16 protein-coding genes are annotated in these 19,458 nt (G+C 63.0%); 7 read left to right on the top strand and 9 right to left on the bottom strand.

The window, feature by feature from the left end; translation table 11 throughout:
* Window positions 1-4: 4 nt before the first annotated feature.
* The 4 genes from RBA40_RS09830 to RBA40_RS09815 all read right to left on the bottom strand — a co-directional run bounded on the left by RBA40_RS09830 (window position 5) and on the right by RBA40_RS09815 (window position 8,143).
* Complete coding sequence (locus RBA40_RS09830) at window positions 5-925, bottom strand: STM4015 family protein (RefSeq protein WP_306647737.1); 921 nt, start codon at window positions 923-925, stop codon at window positions 5-7.
* 171 nt (window positions 926-1,096) lie between these two features.
* A complete protein-coding gene (locus RBA40_RS09825; RefSeq protein WP_306647736.1) occupies window positions 1,097-5,728 on the bottom strand; it encodes a beta strand repeat-containing protein in 4,632 nt (1,543 codons plus the stop codon).
* A gap of 142 nt (window positions 5,729-5,870) precedes the next feature.
* A complete protein-coding gene (locus RBA40_RS09820) occupies window positions 5,871-6,560 on the bottom strand; it encodes a response regulator (protein WP_306647735.1) in 690 nt (229 codons plus the stop codon).
* Window positions 6,557-8,143 carry an ATP-binding protein gene (locus RBA40_RS09815; protein ID WP_306647734.1) on the bottom strand — a complete coding sequence of 529 codons (1,587 nt, stop codon included), beginning with the start codon at window positions 8,141-8,143 and terminating at the stop codon, window positions 6,557-6,559. The genes RBA40_RS09820 and RBA40_RS09815 overlap by 4 nt, the downstream gene beginning before the upstream one ends.
* A 243-nt stretch (window positions 8,144-8,386) precedes the next feature.
* Here RBA40_RS09815 and xth point away from each other — a divergent pair, with 243 nt between their 5' ends.
* The 5 genes from xth to RBA40_RS09795 all read left to right on the top strand — a co-directional run bounded on the left by xth (window position 8,387) and on the right by RBA40_RS09795 (window position 12,697).
* Window positions 8,387-9,175 carry an exodeoxyribonuclease III gene (gene xth / locus RBA40_RS09810; protein WP_306647733.1) on the top strand — a complete coding sequence of 263 codons (789 nt, stop codon included), beginning with the start codon at window positions 8,387-8,389 and terminating at the stop codon, window positions 9,173-9,175.
* Window positions 9,176-9,809: 634 nt separating this feature from the next.
* A complete protein-coding gene (locus RBA40_RS09805; RefSeq protein ID WP_306647732.1) occupies window positions 9,810-10,256 on the top strand; it encodes a helix-turn-helix transcriptional regulator in 447 nt (148 codons plus the stop codon).
* Window positions 10,222-10,461: a helix-turn-helix transcriptional regulator gene (locus RBA40_RS33540; protein ID WP_374710472.1), complete on the top strand. Its 240-nt coding sequence runs from the start codon at window positions 10,222-10,224 to the stop codon at window positions 10,459-10,461. Before RBA40_RS09805 ends, RBA40_RS33540 begins: the two co-directional genes overlap by 35 nt.
* A gap of 493 nt (window positions 10,462-10,954) precedes the next feature.
* Entirely contained in the window at window positions 10,955-11,800 is an 846-nt protein-coding gene (locus RBA40_RS09800; protein WP_306647731.1) for an NmrA family NAD(P)-binding protein, read from the top strand.
* A gap of 330 nt (window positions 11,801-12,130) precedes the next feature.
* Window positions 12,131-12,697, top strand: coding sequence for a metal-dependent hydrolase (locus RBA40_RS09795; RefSeq protein ID WP_306647730.1), 567 nt, complete (start codon window positions 12,131-12,133; stop codon window positions 12,695-12,697).
* Here the strand turns inward: RBA40_RS09795 and RBA40_RS09790 are convergent.
* Both RBA40_RS09790 and RBA40_RS09785 read right to left on the bottom strand, forming a co-directional pair.
* Window positions 12,694-13,287, bottom strand: a complete 594-nt coding sequence (locus RBA40_RS09790; RefSeq protein ID WP_306647729.1) for an NAD(P)H-dependent oxidoreductase — start codon at window positions 13,285-13,287, stop codon at window positions 12,694-12,696. The two genes, RBA40_RS09795 and RBA40_RS09790, sit on opposite strands and share 4 nt — an antisense overlap.
* 21 nt (window positions 13,288-13,308) lie before the next feature.
* Window positions 13,309-13,734, bottom strand: a complete 426-nt coding sequence (locus tag RBA40_RS09785) for a MerR family transcriptional regulator (RefSeq protein ID WP_306647728.1) — start codon at window positions 13,732-13,734, stop codon at window positions 13,309-13,311.
* 275 nt (window positions 13,735-14,009) lie between these two features.
* Here RBA40_RS09785 and RBA40_RS09780 point away from each other — a divergent pair, with 275 nt between their 5' ends.
* Together RBA40_RS09780 and RBA40_RS09775 are read left to right on the top strand one after the other, a co-directional pair.
* Complete coding sequence (locus tag RBA40_RS09780) at window positions 14,010-15,284, top strand: hypothetical protein (RefSeq protein WP_306647727.1); 1,275 nt, start codon at window positions 14,010-14,012, stop codon at window positions 15,282-15,284.
* A gap of 99 nt (window positions 15,285-15,383) precedes the next feature.
* Complete coding sequence (locus RBA40_RS09775) at window positions 15,384-17,195, top strand: DUF4153 domain-containing protein (RefSeq protein ID WP_306647726.1); 1,812 nt, start codon at window positions 15,384-15,386, stop codon at window positions 17,193-17,195.
* Here RBA40_RS09775 and RBA40_RS09770 read toward each other — a convergent pair.
* Genes RBA40_RS09770 through RBA40_RS09760 form a run of 3 tightly spaced genes read right to left on the bottom strand, consistent with a single transcriptional unit; the run spans window position 17,192 to window position 19,451 of the window.
* Complete coding sequence (locus RBA40_RS09770; RefSeq protein WP_306647725.1) at window positions 17,192-17,806, bottom strand: hypothetical protein; 615 nt, start codon at window positions 17,804-17,806, stop codon at window positions 17,192-17,194. The genes RBA40_RS09775 and RBA40_RS09770 overlap by 4 nt on opposite strands.
* A gap of 23 nt (window positions 17,807-17,829) precedes the next feature.
* Window positions 17,830-18,501, bottom strand: coding sequence for a hypothetical protein (locus tag RBA40_RS09765; RefSeq protein ID WP_306647724.1), 672 nt, complete (start codon window positions 18,499-18,501; stop codon window positions 17,830-17,832).
* Window positions 18,498-19,451, bottom strand: a complete 954-nt coding sequence (locus RBA40_RS09760) for an MlaD family protein (RefSeq protein WP_306647723.1) — start codon at window positions 19,449-19,451, stop codon at window positions 18,498-18,500. The genes RBA40_RS09765 and RBA40_RS09760 overlap by 4 nt, the downstream gene beginning before the upstream one ends.
* Window positions 19,452-19,458 lie beyond the last annotated feature (7 nt).

Raw genomic sequence — 19,458 nt, 5'->3', positions numbered from 1 at the left:
TCTCTTACTCGGAGACGGCGACGTAGCGTCCGTCTTCTTCGTCCTCGATCTCTTGCGGATCGGACAGGTCAACCGTGATCGGCAGCGTCTTGAGCTTTTCCTGCCATTCTTCGGAAATGTAGTGGTGCTCCAGGTCCAGGGTTTGCAGTTTGGCCACGTACGGGCTGTTGAACAAGGCTTCAGCTCCGACATCGCCGATCGTGCCGAGCGACAGGTCGAGCGTTTCCAGGCAAGCGACGAATTCTTCTCCGGCCAGCCACACCGCAAGCTCGTCGGCGAGGTAGGAGTCGCGCAAACCCAGGTATTCCAGGGTCGGGGTGCGCAGTTTGGCCACCAGACGCTCGTACAGCGCCACGTCGCCCGAGAAACCATAGTCTTCGGTACCCAGCCACAGTTCCAGATGGGTCAGCGCCGGCATGGTCGATGCAATCAAGGCTTCGACCAATTCGGCCGGCAGGCCGCCGCTTTCGATGGCGAACGTGCGCAGGTTCGCATGGGTGAACGGCTGGAGCGCCAGCTGGTTGGCGCCGCGCACGCGCAATTCTTCCAGCAGAGGAAACGCGTTGAGCAGCGGCGTCACGTCACTCTGCATGATCCAGGAAATTTCGCACTCTTCGTACGTCATGTCGCCGATGAACAGGGCGCGCAGCGCAGGCAATTCGGCGGCGTGGGCAACCAGGGTCTTGACGATGGACTCCGAACTCTCATCGCAGTCATCGCTCCACTTGCCGATGATCAGCGCGTCGAGCTTGGATTTGTCGACGCGGCCGAGGAACTCTTCGATCAGTTCCGTCATCGTGCCCTCTTCGTCGTAGTCGATTGCCAAACGGTAGACGGTATCGTCGGACAACTCGACCGGCTCTTCGGAATCGTACTCGGTGACCGTCTTGTTGAAAAAGGTGACAGTGCTTTCTGAAATCGACATGTTTTGCGTCCGGAAAAAGGAGAAGCCGATGGCGCCAATCGCCCTGGCAATCTTGAAATTTTACCATGCCAATTGACATATTTCCGTCTTGCCTACATGCAGCAACGGGCCCAACAACAAAAAAACGCAGCCGCTTGCGCACGCTGCGTTTTCTGTGCTGAGCAGACCGGTTTATGCCGTCTGCTGCGTGCCGACGAGAATCAGCTCGGCGAAGGCATCGAGGTGGTTCGCGGTCCACACCGAGGTCATCGCGTACGGGTCGCTGTCGCCAGCGCCGGCGATCAGGCTATTCATACTGATAGTAGACACCAGTTTGCCGTACTGGTCGATCAACTGCACTTCCTTCATGTTGACGCTGGCATAGTCGGCGATCGTCACTTTCGCGAACGAGACCTTGTCGTTGACGTAATTGATGACCAGGTCCTTGCCGCTGACATTGGCCTTCACGCCGGCCGCATCCATCGTCACGCCTGAGAAAATGCTGTTGGCCGCGAACTTGATGATGTCGTTGCCGCCCGCGCTTTCGTAGATCGTGTCCTCGCCATCGCCCATCGACATGACGTAGGTGTCGGTGCCGCTGCCGCCGCGCAAGTCGTCGTTGCCCATGCCGCTGTACAAGGTGTCGTTGCCGGCGCCGCCAGTCAGATCGTTGTCGCCAGCATACTTGTAGCCGATCATGTAAGCGAGGAAGCCGCTGACCAGGCCTTCGGCGCCATCGAAATTGCCGAAGTTCATGTCGAGGCCCAGCTTGTCGGTCAGCCACTCCAGCCCGTCGAAGGTCGCCTCGCTGCCTGCGGCAACCTTGCTGCCGAGGAAGCTGGCGCTGTCCGCCAGCGCACCCGCCACATCGGCGTCCGCCGCGTAGCTGAAGCCCTTGCCGATGCCCGCCACCGCGCTGTTCACGCCGCTCGATACGCCATTGACCGCCGTTTTCAGGCCGCCGGCGACGCTGAAGTCGCTCAGTTCCAGCCCGCTCACGTTCGACACCGCGTCGAGCGCCTTGCCGCTTACGCCGTCGAGGCTGGTGCCCAGGCTGCCGGCGCTGCTCGTTGCCGCCGCCAGCTTGGCCTTGATGCCCGCGCCCATCTGGTCCCAGCCGGTCGACAAGTCCTTGAGCATGGTATCGCCCACATACTTGCTGACATCGGCAAAGCCACCGCTCATCGCTGTCCAGGCACCGTTCAGATTGCTGCCATCCTTGCCCAGCAACTGGGTAATGACGCCCCAACCCATGCCCATCATCACGTCGTCGCCATTGCCGCCGCTGATGTAGGTGCCGGCGTTGGTGGCGAACACGGTATCGTTGCCTTCGCCGCCCAGCAAGACGTTGCCGACAAGGTTGAGACTGCTCAAATTGCCGCTAGTCAATGCCTTGATCTGGGACGAGACAAAATTGTGGCTCATGGCGGCGCCGATCCAGTCGCCGGCGTTTTCGTAGTCGTTCTCGACCAGGCTTTCAACCGCATTGAACACCGTCGCTTCGGCCAGGCCGATGATGACGTCGTTGCCCGCGCCGCCAATGGCGATATTGTTTTGCGCGGCGGTGACAATCAGGTCATTGCCTTCGCCGCCCATGCCGATGGTGGTGGTGCCCGCCAGGATCAAGCTGTCGTTACCGCTGCCGGTGTGCACGAAATTGAAGCCCGTATCGACGTTGACCTTGGTCGAGGACACGACTTCGTCGGCGCCGTTGGTCGTTTCGCTCTTGTAATCGAGCTTGCTGCCGGCATTGACCACGATGACGGTATCGTTGCCGCTGTCGGTGACGAGCACGTTGTGGGTGCCGTACACCAGGGCGGTATCGTCGCCGCCGCCGGTCCACGCCACGTTCGCCTGGGTGTCGAACTTGGTGGTGCTGGTGGTCGTGGTATCGGAGCCCTCTTCCCCGCTTTCGGTCGTTTTCTTTTGCGAGCCGTACGATGCCATGACCAGCACATCCTTGCCGCCGCCGCTGATCGCGATATTGTCCTTGCCGACTACCGTCATGACGTTGTTGCCGTCGCCGCCGAGCACCACGTTCAGGTTCGATTTGGTGGTGCCGGCCGAGCCGACCGCAATTGCGGTGAGCACATCGTTGCCGCTGCCGCCGCTGATCAGGTTACCCTTGCCGACGGCGGTGACGACGTTGTTGCCCTCGCCCGCCACGACCACGTTGTACGAACCGAGCGCGGTCACCACGTCGTTGCCGGCACCGGAGACGATGCCGGTCTTGCTGCCCGCCGCGCTGATGACGTCGTTACCGGCGCCGGTCGCCAGCAGATTATTGCTGCCCAGTGCGGTGATGACGGTCGCGCTGCTGCCGCCGACCACCACATTGTTCTTGCCCATCACGGTCACCACTTCGGTGCCGCCCTGGCTGGTGGCCGCAGCGCCCAGGCCAGCCTTGCCGACCAGATCGATGGCGGCCACGCCGGCGGCGATCGAATCGACCAGGCCGACGGCGGTGGCCGCCACTTCGGCGTAATTGCCGGTCACGATCAAGTTATTGTTGCCGGCGGCGGTGACGATATCGACGCCGCCATCCGTCCACACGATGTTGTTCGAGCCGGCCGTGGTGATCACGTCGTTGCCCGCGCCTGCCCACACCACGTTGGTCGAGCCCAAGGTCGTGATCACGTCGTTGCCGGTGCCGGTGTAGACCACGTTGGCCGCACCGATCGCGGTAACGATATCGTTGCCGTCGCCCTTGTCCAGGGTGTTGCCGAGGAACTTGGAGATCGCGCTGGTGGCGCTGCCGGCAGTGGCCTTGTCCAGCTTTTTGGCCAGATCCGTGATGCCTTCGCCCACGCCGGTCAATACCACGTTCGCGTTGCCCAGCGTGGTGACCACGTTGTTGCCAGCCGTATTGATCACCAGATTGTTCGCACCGATGGCCGTGGTGACATTGTTGCCGCCGTTGGCCAGCACCACGTTATTGCCGCCGATGGCCGCGACCACATCGTTTTGGGCGCCGGTGTAGATGACGTTGGTGCCGCCGACGGCGATCACCACATCCTTGCCGCTGCCGCTCTGGATGGCGCCGGTCAGCTTGCCGGTGGCGCTGTTGATTGCCGTGGAGACGGTCTTGTCCGGTACCGCGCCGGCCAGCACCTTGCCCAGGCCGCCGCTGGCGGCATCGAGCATGCCGCCCACTTCGGTCAGGATGACGTTGGCGCCGCCGACCGCCGCAATCGTGTTGCCGCCCACGGTGCTGGCCACCAGATTGCCCATGCCAGCGGCCAGCACGGTGTTATTGCCGCCGTTCGCCAGCACCACGTTGGTATTGCCGACCGCCGCCGTCAGGTTGGATCCGCCATTGCTCACCAGCGCGTTGGTATTGCCGAGCGCGCCGATCTTGTTGCTGCCGCCGCCGGCGAAGACCACGTTCAGCAAGCCACCCGCGAGGATGCTGTTGCTGCCGCCGGCACTGCCGATCACGTTGCCGCCGCCGCCGGCGATGATGTTGTCGTTGCCGTCGGCCGCGACCACCACATTGACACCGCCCAGCACCACCAGCTTGTCGTTGCCGTTGCCGATGTTGAGGGTGTTGGTGCCGCCATAAGCGTTGATCTTGTCGTGGCCGTTGCCGGTCGTCACGATATTGGCGCCGCCGCCCACGGTGACATTGTTGTCGCCGTGGCCAATCGCAACGGTATTGATGCCGCCCATGGCGACCACGGTATCATTCCCGTCACCCGCCTTGATCACGTTGGACAAGCCCGCCGCGTTGGCGTTGTTGTTGCCGCTGCCCAGTTCCAGCACGTTCGAGCCGCCCTTCGCGGTGACGGTGTCGTCATTGTTGCCGGTGCGAACAACGTTCGACGCGCCATCGACCTTGACCGTATCGTTGCCGTCGCCGCTATCGATGATATTGCTGGCGCTGTTGGCAATGACTTCATCGTTGCCCTGGCCGGTGCTGATCTCGTTCGAGACGGCGCCCACGGTCACCTTGTCGGCGCCATTGCCGGTCGTGATCTTGTTGGCGATACCATCTGCCTTGATGACGTTGGCGCCATCGCCGGCGTTCACCACATTCTTGCCGCCGCCGACCGTGATGCGGTCGCTGCCATTGCCGGCGTGGACCACATTGCTGCCGCCGCTCAGGTTGACCGTATTGTTGCCGTTGCCAACGTTCACGTTATTGCTGGCGCCGGTCATGTCGACCTTGTCGTCGCCGTCATTGGTGTTGATGTTGTTCTTGGCGCCGTTGCCGGTGACGGTATCGTTGCCGCCGCCGGTGCTGACCGAGCCCGACAAGGCGTTGTAGCTGATGGTGTTGTTGCCATTCCAGTCGGTCACCTTGACCGCGCCGCCAGCGGCCACATTGATGCGGTCGTTGCCGCCACCGCCATCGATCTCGGCGCTCGCGCCGGCGCCGATCGAGATGGTATCGTCGCCCTCGCCACCGATCAGGACGTTGTCCGCGCCAGCGCTGACGGACAGATTGTCATTGCCGTTGCCGCCGTCGAGCTTGTTGTAGCCGCCAACCTGCACGCTGAGCGTATCGTCGCCGTCTTCGCCCTTGAGCACGTTGTAGGCTCCGGCCGTGACGCGCAGGGTATCGTTGCCGCCACCGCCGTACAAAAAGTTGCCGCCAGCCGAGCTGGACGTGAAATTGTCGTTACCGTTGCCGAAATTCTTCTTTGTATAGCCCAGTTCCGCAATGTCCTCGGCGATATCGCGCGCCACGTCGCCCATGCCTTCGAAGCTGTTGCCGATGTCGTCGATGCCGCCGCCGATATCCTTGACCGTGTCGTTGACGACATCGTTAAACGACTTGCCGACCTTCTTGACCGTTTTCTTGACCCATTTTCCGATACCCATTTTCTCTCCCTAGTACATGAATGGCAACGGATGGACCTTGGTGTCGTGTCGCATCGCCGTTTGCCGAGCTTGTATATTGACGAGCAAATGTGGCGCAATTGTGGCAGAGGGGCAATAAGATGTGGTGTCAGGGCAATATAAATCAGGCTGGCTGGCATTCAAACCGGTAGCCGACGCCGTACACGGAATGAATCAATTCCTGGTCGGCAACCTGCTGAGACAGCTTTTTGCGCAGATTCTTGATCTGGCTGTCGATGGCGCGGTCGAAACGTTCGCTGCCGGCTTCGAAAGCGAGTTCCAGCAGCTGCGCGCGCGAAAAGATGCGGCCGGGCTGGCGCGCCATCACGCTCAGCAGGCGAAATTGCTGCGCCGTCAGTTCCAGCCGCGCCCCGTTCCAGGTGGCGCACTGGCGCTCCTCGTCGATCGACAGCGCGCTGGTGGGTGCGCGCGGCCCGGCCGCCGCCTTGCCGCGCCGGCGCAAGCAGACTTGCGCGCGCGCCACCAGTTCGCGCGGGCTGAACGGCTTGCACAGATAATCGTCGGCACCCACGTCAAAGCCGAGCAGGCGGTCGATTTCCTCCACCCGCGCGGTCACCATGATCACCGGCACGTCGGTAAAGGCGCGCAGCTGGCTGCACACGGCGGTGCCGTCCAGGCCGGGCAGCATCAGGTCGAGCAAGACCAGGTCGGGCAGTTCGGCGCGCACCCAGTCGACCACCTCGTCGCCGCGCAGCAAATGATGGGTGCGCATGCCGGCCTGCTCCAGGTAAGCAAGCTGGATCTCGGCAATCCGCGGTTCATCCTCGACCAGCAAAACAAGGGGTAATGTCATGGGCAATCTCCGTGGTGGGCGAGCGGCGCGTGGGCCGGCAGCAGGATGTCGATGCGCAAGCCGCCCAAGGGCGAATGGCTGGCCTGCATGCGGCCGCCATGCCCGGCGATGATGGCGTCGCAGATCGCCAGGCCCAGCCCGGAACCGCCGCTGGCCCGGCTGCGCGACTCGTCGACGCGGTAGAAACGCTCGAACAGGCGCGGCAGCGCGGCATCCGGCACGCCAGGGGTGGAATCCTCGACGCTGACGACGATGTGCTGGCCGTCCAGCGCCAGCCCAATCTGTAATTGCCCACCGGCATCGGTGTAGCGCAGCGAATTGCCGAGCAGATTGGACAGGACCTGGCCGAGGCGCTGGCGGTCGCCCTGGGCCACGCAGCCGGGCGGCAAGGCGTCGACCAGGCTGTAGCGCAGAGGATGGCTGGTTAGGCGCGGCGCGAAGGCGGCCGCCACCTCAGCGCACAGCTCGGCCAGATCGACCGCCTGGCACTGCAGCGCCTGGGCGCCCGCGTCGGCGCGCGCCAGCACGTGCAGGTCGGACACCAGCCTTTCCATCTCCTTGACCGTGTCGGACAGTACCGCCAGATTGGCTGGTGTCGGCGCAATGATGCCGTCCTGCATGGCGTCGAGGTGGGTGGCCAGGATGGTAATCGGCGTGCGCAATTCGTGCGAGGTATCGGCCACCCACTGCACCCGGGCCGCCTCGCCCGACTCCAGTTTGCGCAGCAGCATCTTGTTGCGCAATCCGCGCGCGCGCAGCAGCCACGTGGCCGCGCCGACGATGAGCAATACGGCCAGCATCAGCAGGCGCAGCGCCAGCGAATACGGGCGCGGCTGGTCCCAGCCTCCGCGCAGGCGCGCGCCGATCTCCCAGAACCCATCGGGCGTGGCAATCAGCGCTGTTTCCGGCGATCCAGCGAAGGTGGCCGCCATACCGTGGAACGCGGTCCCCGGCGCGCCAGTCGGACCGACATGGCGCAGCGCAACGTCGATGTCCGCCCCGGCCAGCAGTGGTCGGGCAGGCAGGATGAAGCGCTCGTAATCAATTACCGCGCTGACAAAGCCCCAAAACTGCAGGCGGGTCTCCGGGTCCAGGTAGACCGGGCGGCGCGCCAGCATGCCGATCGCGCCATCGGTGAGCTGCATCGGCCCGGCCAGCCGAACGGTGCCCTCGCGCGCGCTTTGCTCTACCCTGGCCACGGCGCTCTCGCCTGGCATCGCGTGCAGCTCACGGGCTTGCTCGGGAGGAAACACGTGACTCACCACCGCATGCGGCGACAGCGCCAGGGTGCGCACTGCGGGCGCCTCCTTGAGCAGGCTTTGGCCAAGGCGCTGGAACTGCAGCGTCGTGAGGTCCGGTTTCAGCTGGACGACCGCCGCGCTCGCCGCCAGCGGGGCCAGGTGCAGGTGCAGCCGCTGTTCCAGCATGGATCGCAAAGCGGCGACCTGTTCGGCCACCCGCGCCCGTTCGCGCGCATGGAAGGACTGCGTGGCGAGCCAGTCCAGCCGCAGGCAGGTGGCACCGACCACAAGGCAGACCACGGCCGTGCGCGCCAGGGGCGTGCTGTGCCAGCGTAGGGTCATGGAAAAGTGAACAACAGCGTACCTCGGGAATGCGCGCGTAAGTACGCCAGGAAGAGCAATTCTATCCGAAACTATCAATTCCTAAAAGCAATCCCTAGCCGGGAAGTTGTTAATGCGTCACGCTCGTCTGCCGATAGATGATGGCAATTTTTATAGTGGGGACGCCACCTCGGTACTACTGTGCGGCAGCCGATGCGCATCTGCGTTCAAAATATCATTACTGATATTTCACGCGGAGACCCCATGCGCATCGCCACCTTCAATATCAACGGCATCGGCAGCCGGCTTCCCTCCCTGCTGCAATGGCTCGAAGAGACCCAACCGGACGTCGCCTGCCTACAGGAACTCAAGGCCCCCCAGGAAAGATTCCCGGAAGCGGCGATTAACGAAGCCGGCTACCAGGCACTCTGGATCGGCCAGAAGAGCTGGAATGGCGTGGCGATCCTGGCGCGGGGCACCGCGCCGGTGGAGGTGCGGCGCGGCTTGCCGGGTGACGATGCGGATGAGCAAAGCCGCTACCTGGAAGCGGCCATCGACGGCGTCCTGGTCGCCTGCCTGTATCTGCCCAACGGCAATCCCTCGCCCGGACCCAAGTTCGACTACAAGTTGGCCTGGTTCGAGCGCTTGATCACCCACGCCGAAGGCTTGCTGGCCAGCGGCGCGCCGGTGGTGCTGGCGGGCGACTTCAACGCCATCCCGACCGAACTGGACGTCTACAAGCCCGAACGCTGGGTTACCGACGCCCTGTTCCGGCCAGAAACACGCGAAGCCTTCCATCGCCTGATGGCGCAGGGCTGGACCGACGCCTTGCGCACCATGCATCCGGACGAACGCATTTTCACCTTCTGGGATTACTTCCGCGATGCGTATGGGCGCGATGCCGGCCTGCGTATCGATCACTTGTTGCTCAGTCCCATGCTGGCGGGCGCGCTGACTGCCGCCAATGTCGACCGCGACGTGCGCGGACGCGAAAAGCCGAGCGACCATGCGCCGACCTGGATTGAACTGGATATGAAGAAGATCACCAGATAAGATAGGCACGCGGCGCGTAATCGTATCGAAGCCACCATTCGGCAGCGGGCCACACCGTGTTACCCAAGCCTTGATGCCCAAGGCAACCGCAGAGGCGCGCAAGTCGCCATGCCCACGACGTTTCAGCTCAAGCCTGGCCGGCGTTCTTCAACGACGCCGGCTGCTTTGATCAAGCCGTCAAGCCCCGCCTCTTCCACCTTGCCCGAAATCGCCTTGATTCCATACGGCGGTATCAAATAGATCGCACAGCAAATTGCTTTAAGATTCACTGGAATGGCAACGCATCTTATCGGCAGCCATAGGGCGTATTTAATTGAGACGACTTACTGCCACAGCAGACATTAATTTATGAGAAATGTTTGCCGACAACCCGCTACGCTCGGACTTGCATGACCTTTGCGGGCGTGATCGCTTACGCACGACCAGCATGGGTCAATTCCAGGACCGATCTGTCGAGGCACCCGGGCAAGCCGTGTTGCTGGCTTTTAAAAGTTGGAACCGTTAGTGTGCTCGTTGCCTGGGATTACTGAACGCAGATGTTGAATTCAACCGTCCATCCGCAGCGCCTTATGCGCAGGCCGATGGGGCGGCAATACAGGAGACATGAATGGCACGTATAGGTCGGACGCTACGCTTGCTAGAGCTGCTGCGCGGGCGCCGGATGCCGACACCCGCGCAGGTTCTCGCCGATGAGCTACAGGTATCGGTCAGGACAGTTTATCGCAACATTGTCGCGCTGCAGGCCGAAGGTTTGCCTATACGCGCTATTCCGCAAGCAGGATATTTGCTCGATCCGCAAGGCTTCCTACGGCCAGCCTCGTTCTCTGCTTTGGAGGCTGAGGCCGTCCATCTTGGACTTCGTTTGATTGAAGAACGTGGCAGCACACCATTACGGGAAGCAGCACGCTCAGCTCATCGGAAAATGGTCGATAGTTCCCATGCCATGGAAATGGCAAGCCGACACGCATCGTTTACTGTCGCGCCCGATTCCGGTCACGCGCAGATCATCGACGTGCTCCACGGCGCCATGACGCGCGAGCTGCGAGTTGAAAGTTACATATCGCGACGCGCTGGGCAATAGTACGGTAAGGATATTGTGGCCCATAGTCGTCGGTATGTTTCAAGACTGCCAAATGCTGGCCGCACACTGCGAACTTCGGAACGCTTTTCGCCATTTTCGGATTAGCCGAATGGTTGCCGTCACAGTGACAGCGAAGCGGCTGCCCAAGCCCCGGCGAGTTCTGCTGGCCGAGTGGCAGCGAGAAAATGGGATTACCCATGACTGACATACGCTGACACGGTAACTCCGTATACTGGCCAAAATTGGCCCGGTTTGCATATTCAAGCAACTTGCCTGGAGCTGCAGCGGCGGCGCCCACCACTGGGCCGGTGGCTCGCATTCAACTGGCTGCTGGCTACGGTCGCCCGAAAGGAGTCAGCTAAGCCATGCTTAAAGACGATCAGGCTAGGAACAATGAGGCAGATATGCAGAGCTTGTCTCAAGCGCGGCCTTCAGGTCATCGCGGGCGCACGATCCGGGACGGCGTATCGTGTGGGGAGCTCAGAGCGCTCATGAATGGCCGCTACTGCCCCTGGATCTACCTGGTTTAATCACTCATCAGGCCATTTTCCAAGCTTCAGTCCTGTCCGCCTACGGTCTGCGCATGAAGACGTAAGCGGGACCGGTCGTACGTCCAGGAGCCTGAGGTGCCACGTCGATGACTGACAAAACGTGTCGCACATCGCCGTTAGAATTAATCATCACATGGAGGCCATTTTATGAACATTATCGTTGGTGGAACCGGGCACGTCGGCGGCGCTGTATCGCGGGCATTACTCGACGCTGGGGAGAAGGTAACTATTGTGACTCGCGACGCAGCGGCAGCGGCCGGGTGGGGCGATCGTGGCGCACTGCTCGCTGAAGTCAATGTACGCGACATCGAAGGCCTGCGCCGAGTATTCAAGAGCGGCAGCCGCGCCTTTCTACTTAACCCGCCTGCCGATCCTTCAACAGATACAGATGCCGTTGAGCGCCAGTCCGTCGCGGACTTGCTCGCGGCAGTCACAGGCAGTGGACTCGAGCTGATCGTGGCACAGTCCACCTACGGAGCCCGTCCTGGGGCTCCATGCGGGGATCTCAACGTACTGTATGAGCTTGAGCAGGGATTGTCTGCCCAGCCAATTCCAAGTCGTATCATCAGAGCAGCCTACCATTACGCGAACTGGTGCGCTGGAATCGAGACAGCCAAGGACCAGGGTTTCATAGAATCAGTGCTTCCCGCTGACCTCGTTTTCCCGATGGCAGCGCCCGAAGATATTGGCGCAGAATGCGCCAAACTCATGCGCGGCGACGTTGGAAGTAGCTTGGCCTTTGTGGAAGGGCCGGAACGCTACTCGCCCCGGCACGTTGCAGATGTGTTTGCGCAGCGTTTAGGAAGGCCGGTAGAGGTGCGCGTTGTCGCCGGCCAAGATCTAAACGGATGGTTCCGGAAAGCGGGATTCTCGCAGGCGGCAGCGCAGTCGTACGCATGTATGGCTAGGGCGACCACGCAAGGCGTATGGCCCGCGGTCGGCGAAGTAATCCGCGGCCCGACGACGCTCGCCGACTATTTTAGTACCATCTAGGCAAGATGCGGTCGAGCCTGACTCTGCGAACTCAAGGTCAGCATTTTCGTCTGGCTCGCCCGCCATGTGCGATAAACCATTATGTCACTGCGGCGATGCTGACTAGCTCAGCAGACTTTATTGGTTGCCAGCTGATCCCATTGATGTTTAAGAGTGGACACCCCACAGAAAGGAAACATGAATAGCGGACTTCACCGCGGCATCCATACTCGCTTGCGCCGGTTCTACCCTCTACCGGTGTGAAATATAGATGAGCGGCGATAGCCATAAGCCGCGGCGAAACGCTATGATATCGCCCGTCAATACCGACCGCACAATCCGCCGATTCCCATGCCAACCATCCTCTCCCACCCCGCCGTTCCCCTCGCCATCGGTCTGGCGTTGGGTTCCCGGATCATCCCCGGCCGCTTGCTGGTCGCCGGCGTGGTGGCGTCGATCGTGCCGGACTTCGATGTCATCGGCTTACGTCTGGGAATTCCGTATGCGAACGAACTGGGCCACCGCGGCGCGTCCCATTCGCTGGCGTTCGCCATCGTGCTGGGACTGCTGGCGGTGGCGTTCGCGAGCCGTCTGCGCGCATCGCGCCTTGCCGCATTCCTGTTCATTACGGTGTGCACCGTATCGCACGGCCTGCTCGACATGTTCACCACCGGCGGGCTGGGCGTGGCGCTGGCCTGGCCGGTGTCCGATGCGCGCCTGTTCTTTCCAGTCCGCGTTATCCGGGTCAGCCCGCTGTCCCTGAAAACGTTCCTGGGCTCGCGGGGCGTGGTCGTGATGCTCTCCGAACTGCTCTGGATATGGCTGCCGGCCGCGCTGGCCGGCCTCGCGCTGTATTTCGCCCGCGGCAAACAAGGAAAACAGGGAAAACAAGGCAAGAAGGGCAAGGCGCGCGCTTAAATTCGCCCGGCCAATTCGCAGGCTTGGGCCAGCCACTTGCTGCGCCGCTCCGGCGTCGAATCGAGCACCGGCCCGCACAGCAGCGTTTTCACCGGCGTCACACCGCAAAACTCCAGCGTGGTCTTTTTCATCTGATGGATGGCAGGTGCGCGGTACGCCAGCCGGAAATACCACGGCGGCGTATCCATCGTCACCAGCAAATGCGCGCTGCGCCCCGTCAGCAGCTTGTCCGGAAAGGCCTTGCCCTTGCGGTATTTGAATGCGAAGCCAGGCAGCATGATCCGGTCGAGAAAACCTTTGAACAGCGCGGGAATGCTGCCCCACCAGACCGGATAGGCGAAGACCAGGTGATCGGCCCACGTAACGAGCTCCTGCGCGGTTTTCAGGTCCGGTTCCAGTTCCTGGACCACCTTGTAACCGTGATGCAGGATCGGATCGAATGCCAGCCGGTCCAGTTCCAGCAGCCGCACCTCATGACCCGCAGCCGTCGCCGCTGCCGCATAAGCCACCGCAAGGGCGCTGCCGAAGGTCTCCTGCGACGAATGCGCTGCAATAACCAAAACACGTCGCGATCCTGTTTTATTACCCATCGTAATCCCCTGAAAAAAGTTTCAGGAAGTATGCAGCTTGTCCCTTGGGACAGAGTCAAGCGGCTTGTCGATGCAATCGGCCAGCGTGGGCGGCACCGGCGCGGTCAGGCAAACGCCAATCTCGGCACAGACCTCGCCGAGTTTACTGTCGAGCTGCCGCAGACGTGCCACCTCGACGCGCAATGCGACGCGGCGCGCCTCCAGCAGCGCCACCAACTGGCCCCAGTCCGGTGCGCCCTCGCCGGACAGCAGCAGCGGCCCCATGTCGGCCAAGCGGAATCCCAGTGCCTGCACCTGGCGGATCAATTGAACCTGATACACATTCTGTTCCGAGTAAATACGGTACGTTCCCTTGCGGCCGACCTGGCCCAGTAATCCCAGTGATTCATATAGCCGGATCGCTTTTGGAGTGGCCTTGGCGCGGCGACCTAATTCGCTGATATACATACTCGTCCGTGAATTGTTAAATTGGTGAAAGGCGAAAACCCCGGACCGCAGTTTATCCGCTGCGGTCTTCCCCTGGTGCAGCCGATTTAATGTTTACGTCACCGAAACCACCAGTATTTTTTTCCAACAAAATTAAATCTCTGATAATTTCGACGCTATGCCACGTGTATAATCGCGCCCTTCGGTGCTGTTTATTCAATATTAACTTTTATAGTTGTATGGATATACATATGTGGCACCTTACACTTTACTGAAAAGGAATGACAGCGATGCGGATGCGTATACTTGGACTGATTTCGGCGACGGCCCTGACTGCATGTGGCGGCGGCAGCGATTCGACACCGGCCCCGACACCGGCTATCCCGGTTGCACCTGCCGTGCCTGTCACGCCGCCCGCCCCGGTAGTTCCGCCCGCGCCGTCCACGCCGGCCGAGCCAACCCCGCCAGTTCCAGTCGTGCCGCCAACCTCGGCCGAGCCGACACCAGCCACGCCGGTGACGCCGCCGGTGCCGGTAACACCGCCAGTCACGCCGCCGGTGCCAGTCACCCCACCGGTACCAGTCACGCCGCCAGTACCAGTCACCCCACCGGTACCTGTCACGCCACCGGTCACCGAACCGACCGTGCCTGCCACGCCTTCCACCGGGCCGTACACCCTCCCCGCGCGCACGGTGGGCGACTTCGCCACCTATACGGACGTGACGATGGGCTGGAAAGTGTCGGTTACCCAGCGCATCACCAAGGTCGATGCCAATGGCGGCTGGGAAAACGCCGATTCGGTGAGCCAGGAAAAAGGCGCGCAAACGATCGAAGTGTTCGACAAGCAAGGCGGCATGCTGTCCACCAACTCGTCCGGCTACGGCTGCAGCGTTACCTATGCGCCGGCCGCCCTGCAAGCGCCACCAAGCGCAACCGTCGGCGCCACCTTCGAGTACGCCAGCACGATGTCGATTCCTTGTTCCAAAGAAGAATCCTCGCGCGCGCTCACCAGCAAGGGCAAGGTCGTTGCCATCGAAAGCAAGACCGTTCCTGCGGGCACGTTTACCGCCCTCAAAATCGTTTCCAGCGAAACCAACTTCGACCTGCGCACCGCCGGCGCCTCGGCCAACTACTGGGTTGAAAAAACCTGCTGGCGCGACACCGTCACCGGCCTGATCATTGCCTGCAACACGTCGACCGACTCCAAAGGTACTGGCGGCATGAGCTATACCAGCGCCAGCGAACTGGTCAGCTTCTCGCAAGCGGCAACCAAGCGCGAATTCCTCGATCCGATCCGCTTCGCCGGCCCATGGACGGGCAGCTTCGGCGCGTACTACGGCACCTGCGACGTCAACATCACGTTCACGGGCTTGATTACCGGCGCATGCAAGGCCGCCACCCGCACTACCTCAGTGACGGGTAGCGTCGACAAGGCAGGCGTGGTAAAACTGACCATGAGCGTAGCCGGCGGCGCCACCGAAACCAACGTCGGCCAGGCAGCGCTGTTCGACATGAGCGGTTCATTGGCCGGCGCCGCCGCGCCAGGCAACTGGGCGCTCAAGCACAAGTAAGCAGGAATGACCGCGTCGCGCCATCACGGGGCGACGCGGCTGCCACACCGGGTGGGCGCCGCCCGCTCTCGATCAATAAGCGAGCACAAGCACACCACCATGCCCACCGACCCCGTTCTCACCGCCCCGGAAACTCCGAAACACATCGGCCTGGCGCGCGCCGCCATCGGTCTGGTGCAGGGCTTGCTGCTCTACCTGCTGTTCTCCGACAAAGTCTTCACCAACCCTCTCATTCATACCGCGGCGCTGCTGGCCTGCGCGCTGACCCCCGTCGTTGCCATTTCCGGCCTCGGCAACCTGCGCCCCGCCATGCTTGGCCTGTGGAGCGCCGTCACCGCGGCCGCGCTGACCATGATCGGCACGCATGCCGCGTGGCGCGAAATGCGGCTGCTCGAGGATCCGGCGACCATTCCGACATGGCCCACGATGCTGCCGCTGGTGTGCGCTTTCAGCCTGATCATCCTCTTCATCGCACACTCGCTGGTCCTTGCCGCGGCCCAGGACCGGCGCCGCCTTGCAAGCTATGCCACCCATTTCGATATCGCCTGGAAACTCTTCATCCAGCTGGCGTTTTCGGTGTTCTTTACCGGCGCGCTGTATCTCGCCATGTGGCTGGGAGCGTCCCTGTTCGATCTGGTCAAGATCCGCTTCCTGACCGAGCTGATGAAGTCGTCCGCGTTCCTGAGCCCGCTCCTGGCCTGCGCTTTCGCCTGCGCCCTGCACCTGACCGACGTGCGCCCGGCCATCGTGCACGGCATCCGCGGCCTGCTGCTGGTGCTGATGTCGTGGCTGCTACCGGTCGCCACCCTGCTGATCGGCGGCTTCGTGCTGTGCCTGCCGTTCACCGGTCTCGATGCGCTGTGGGCCACCCGCCACGCCACCGTGGCCCTGCTGGCGGCGGTCGCGCTGCTGGTCGTGCTGATCAATGCCGCCTGGCAGAACGGCGACATGGGCGACTCCGTGGCGCGTGTCGTGCGCTTCTCCGCGCGCATCGCCTGCGTACTGCTGCTGCCGCTGACCGCCATTGCCATCTATGCGCTGGGCCTGCGCGTGGCTGACCACGGCTGGACCTCGGACCGCATTTTCGCGGCCGCCGCGCTGCTGGTGGCCAGCTTTTACGCACTCGGCTACTTGTACGCGGCCATTGATCGGGGCGCCTGGCTGCGCCGCGTGGCGCCGGTCAACCTGGCGGCGGCGTATGCGGCCATCACCGTCCTTCTGGCGCTACTCTCCCCGCTGGCCGACCCGGACCGGATCGCCGTCAACAGCCAGATCGCCCGTCTTGAAAGCGGCGCCGTCAGCGCTGCGGAATTCGATTACAAATTCCTCAAGACGCAGTCGAAGCGCTACGGCGCCGCCGCCCTGCTCAAGCTCAAGGAAGGCAAAACCGGCCCGCAAGCGACGCTCGCCGCCGGGCACGCCACGCGTACTTTGGCCGAGTCCGATTATTACGCTGGATTTGAAGAGCACACCGTCAAGCCTGGGCAATTGTCAATCTGGCCCGCATCGGCGAGCCTGCCGGCCAGCTTTCCGCTATCGGACTGGGAGCGCAACACCGGCGTGCCGCCATGCCTGACCGAGGGGCAAGGACGGTGCGATGTGTTCCTGATCGATTTCGATGCGGACGGCAAGGATGAAATCCTCATGACCGCCATCGGCGCCTTTTCCGTACCCGTGGTGTTTTCCGAAACGCCTGCGGGTAAATGGACGCTCAGCGCCAGGTTGCACGGCATGGCGCACTGCCCGCTCTTCGTCGATATCCTCAAGCGCGGCGACTACAAGCTGGTAGCGCCGCGCACCCGGCAGATCGAGATCGCGGGCGTGCCGCTTCGCATGGAACTGGTCGGCGCGCGCGCACTGTCTTCGTGCGTCGACCTGGAAGTGGCGATCAGGCCATCAAGAACGCATTAGCGGCTGCGCCGTCTCAGGGTAAAGCCCAGCAGGGCCAGCACCCCGATCGCATTCAGGACGGCGCTGTAGATGGCGAGCCGGGTCAGTTTGTCCGTCGCCGCGTCATTGGCCCGGCCGTTGGCTTGCATCCTGAGCATTTCGGCGCGCACCCATTCGAGCGAGGCCGGCTCGAACGCTGTCGCGGCGCCCGCCTTGGCGGCCGCGCCGTCGAACGCCAGCGCGAGCAGGTGATCCTTGTCCAGCTGCAGCGGGACCTTCACCACCAGTGCCTCCTTCACGCACGCGCCGATGTGCAGCTCGGCCTGCAGTTTGCCGGCAGGCGCCACGAAACGGTAGCCGACCGGGATGCCGGCGCCGTCGGCCTCGGCCAGGTTGGCACTCTCCAGCAGCAGCGTTTCGCCATTGACCAGCAAGGCAACCTGGCAGGCTTCGCCGGCCTTGAAGCCCGGCGCGCCGGTTGGCGCCTTGACGGTCAGGTCGATCCAGCCATGGTCGTGCGCCAGCAGGTAGTCGCGCCGCGCGTCGGGCATCTCCTTGGCCTGGCAACCCGCGGTCGATAACAACACGGCGAGCATGCTCCATGTGGCCAGGGTGCGCAGCGGGTGGTTCATAAAGCCTTCAGGGTTGGAAAAAATCAGGGTACCGGAACCGTTGCGGCGCCCGCCAGGTCGATGCGGCGCTGCAGGCGCGCCGCCTCCACCGTGTCGCCGGCGGCCTGCGCGCGCCTGAGCGACACGCCCAGCCACATCAATAGCGGCCTGCGCCAGCCCTGCTCCGAGGCGGTGCCGGTGGCTACCACGATATCGGCCGGCGCAATGCGCGCCTGGCGCATCAGGACCCCTGCGGCGACCAGGCGCGACAGCGGGTCGGTGATTGCCGCCAGCACGCTCTTGCCGTCGGCCGCGCGCGCCGCCGCCGCCACGGCGCGGTGCTGCTCGGGCAGCAGCGCCGCATCGAGTCCGTCCCAGCGGCCGGCCAGATAGGCCGCGTACGCGCGTTCGGCCGGCGTGGCGTCCTGCGCCAGCGCCTCGAAGGCGGGACAGGCGTCGTATTCCAGGCTCGCCACGCGCGTGGCGCAGCGCACCAGTTCCGCGTGCGCCACCAGGTCGGGTCGGCCGGTGCTGGCCATCTCGCCGCGCGCACGTGCGAATTCCGCATCGGCGATATGGCTGTCGCCGCGCAGGTAGGCATCGCTGAACGCGGCCAGCGCGCTGCCGGCGTTACCCTTCCAGGCGGGCGGCGGCGGGTTGCTGGCGCAGCCGGCGAAGGCCGCGCACAGCAGCGCGGCGAGGCAAATGGTTTTCATGGCAGTTTCAGCTCCGTCTCGCGTGCAAATGGCCACTTGCGGTTGATTTCATCGATCAGGCGCGTCACCTTGCGCAGGCTGGCGTCCACTTCGGCGCGCAGGGCGCCCAAATCCTTGGTCGCCACCTTGGCGTTGGCGCCGACGGCCTGCGCTTCGACCAGCACCGCGTCGACCTTTTTGAGGCTGTTGCTGGCGTCCTTGAGCACCACCTGCAACTGCACGATGGCCAGCTGCGCCTCGTCCATCACGCCCTGCTTGCCGAACACGCGCTTGTCGGCCTTGAGCAGCAGAGTATCGACGTGCTCCAGCGTTTGCAGCAGCTTCCTGGCCTCGGTATCGCTGCCCAGCGCCGTGCCGAGCAAGCCATACTTGCCCGACAGGCGCCCGGTCGCGGCTTGGATATTCGTCAGGCTCGTATTAATGGCCGAATCGCTGCGCGTCATGTTGTCCAGGTTTTCCAGCAAGGCGCGCGCGCTCGCGACCAGGCGCGGAATCTCGGCGGCGGTGTCGCCGCGCAGCACCGTGCGCACCGAATCGGGCGCCAGCACCGGGTCAGTCAGGATGCCGGTAAACGCCTTGATGCGCGTGTCGCCCACCAGCCCGCGCTCGATGGTAAATACGCTCGACGTCTTGAGCCACTTGGCGTCCTTGCGCGGCACGTCGATCAGGATGCGCACCTTGCCGTCCGGCGCCAGCTCGACCCGCTGCACGCGCCCCACCGGAAAGCCGGAGAAGGTCATGTCCATGCCGGGAATGACGCCGTCCGAATCCTCGGACAGCAGCACCAGGCGCTGCGTGCTTTCGAACACGCCGCGCGCGTACATCACGTACAGCAAAAAGGTGACGATCAGGGCGCTCATCAGCACCAGCAGCACGACCGCCTTGACTTCGACATGGGCGACCGCCTCGGCCGGCTCATCGTCCGCCGGATTGGTGTTGGGTTGGCTCATCTTCGAT

Origin of the sequence: Massilia pseudoviolaceinigra, assembly GCF_030846505.1 — a bacterium.
Lineage (GTDB): Bacteria > Pseudomonadota > Gammaproteobacteria > Burkholderiales > Burkholderiaceae_D > Telluria_A > Telluria_A violaceinigra.
This window is presented reverse-complemented; position numbering and strand designations above follow the sequence as displayed.

Excerpts from the sequence above, each read along its gene's own strand:
- RBA40_RS09830 (WP_306647737.1), bottom strand. The coding sequence starts at position 925 with ATGTCGATTTCAGAAAGCACTGTCACCTTTTTCAACAAGACGGTCACC.
- RBA40_RS09825 (WP_306647736.1), bottom strand. The coding sequence starts at position 5,728 with ATGGGTATCGGAAAATGGGTCAAGAAAACGGTCAAGAAGGTCGGCAAG.
- RBA40_RS09820 (WP_306647735.1), bottom strand. The coding sequence starts at position 6,560 with ATGACATTACCCCTTGTTTTGCTGGTCGAGGATGAACCGCGGATTGCC.
- RBA40_RS09815 (WP_306647734.1), bottom strand. The coding sequence starts at position 8,143 with ATGACCCTACGCTGGCACAGCACGCCCCTGGCGCGCACGGCCGTGGTC.
- xth (WP_306647733.1), top strand. The coding sequence starts at position 8,387 with ATGCGCATCGCCACCTTCAATATCAACGGCATCGGCAGCCGGCTTCCC.
- RBA40_RS09800 (WP_306647731.1), top strand. The coding sequence starts at position 10,955 with ATGAACATTATCGTTGGTGGAACCGGGCACGTCGGCGGCGCTGTATCG.
- RBA40_RS09795 (WP_306647730.1), top strand. The coding sequence starts at position 12,131 with ATGCCAACCATCCTCTCCCACCCCGCCGTTCCCCTCGCCATCGGTCTG.
- RBA40_RS09790 (WP_306647729.1), bottom strand. The coding sequence starts at position 13,287 with ATGGGTAATAAAACAGGATCGCGACGTGTTTTGGTTATTGCAGCGCAT.
- RBA40_RS09785 (WP_306647728.1), bottom strand. The coding sequence starts at position 13,734 with ATGTATATCAGCGAATTAGGTCGCCGCGCCAAGGCCACTCCAAAAGCG.
- RBA40_RS09780 (WP_306647727.1), top strand. The coding sequence starts at position 14,010 with ATGCGTATACTTGGACTGATTTCGGCGACGGCCCTGACTGCATGTGGC.
- RBA40_RS09775 (WP_306647726.1), top strand. The coding sequence starts at position 15,384 with ATGCCCACCGACCCCGTTCTCACCGCCCCGGAAACTCCGAAACACATC.
- RBA40_RS09770 (WP_306647725.1), bottom strand. The coding sequence starts at position 17,806 with ATGAACCACCCGCTGCGCACCCTGGCCACATGGAGCATGCTCGCCGTG.
- RBA40_RS09765 (WP_306647724.1), bottom strand. The coding sequence starts at position 18,501 with ATGAAAACCATTTGCCTCGCCGCGCTGCTGTGCGCGGCCTTCGCCGGC.
- RBA40_RS09760 (WP_306647723.1), bottom strand. The coding sequence starts at position 19,451 with ATGAGCCAACCCAACACCAATCCGGCGGACGATGAGCCGGCCGAGGCG.